Origin of the sequence: Mesorhizobium tamadayense (genome assembly GCF_003863365.1) — a bacterium.
Taxonomy (GTDB): Bacteria; Pseudomonadota; Alphaproteobacteria; order Rhizobiales; family Rhizobiaceae; genus Mesorhizobium; species Mesorhizobium tamadayense.
This window is the reverse complement of the sequence record NZ_RQXT01000258.1, coordinates 1-418: the sequence shown is the minus strand read 5'-3', so window position 1 is coordinate 418 and position 418 is coordinate 1. Positions and strand designations below refer to the sequence as shown.

Here is a 418-nt window from a genome sequence, read left to right as displayed (position 1 = left end):
CTTTCCGACAAGGCGATGCAGATCCATTTGCAGAGGATCGTCGGGTCCCATGTCGGCTCCGCCTATGGAGCAGGCCAGTTCTATTCGAAGGCCGTCACCGAGGCCAAGGACGCCACAGCCAGGCTCGCCAACGACACCCGCGACGAGGACATTGACGGGCCGGTGGGCTTCGACAGCAAGGCCCAGCGGAAGCGCGAATTCGCCGCCGAGATGGGCCTTCAGGCACATGCACTGCGCATGGCGGCCGAGGGCGCCGTCTCCGCCTACGAGCACGTCGTTGGTGAAAGCTGGAAGCCTTACGAACGCCAGGTTGAGAACCCTGGCCAGACAGTCAACCGGCAGGCGGCCGACCTTCAGATGGCGGCGCTCGGCTAACTGCCACCGGGCGGAGCTTCGGCTTCGCCCGATCTTCCTCGGT

At 65.1% G+C, this 418-nt stretch carries 1 pseudogene; it reads left to right on the top strand.

Features of this window, described 5'->3' with window-relative positions:
• A pseudogene (locus tag EH240_RS37575) lies at positions 1-375 on the top strand (hypothetical protein); the annotation flags it as partial.
• Positions 376-418: the final 43 nt, after the last annotated feature.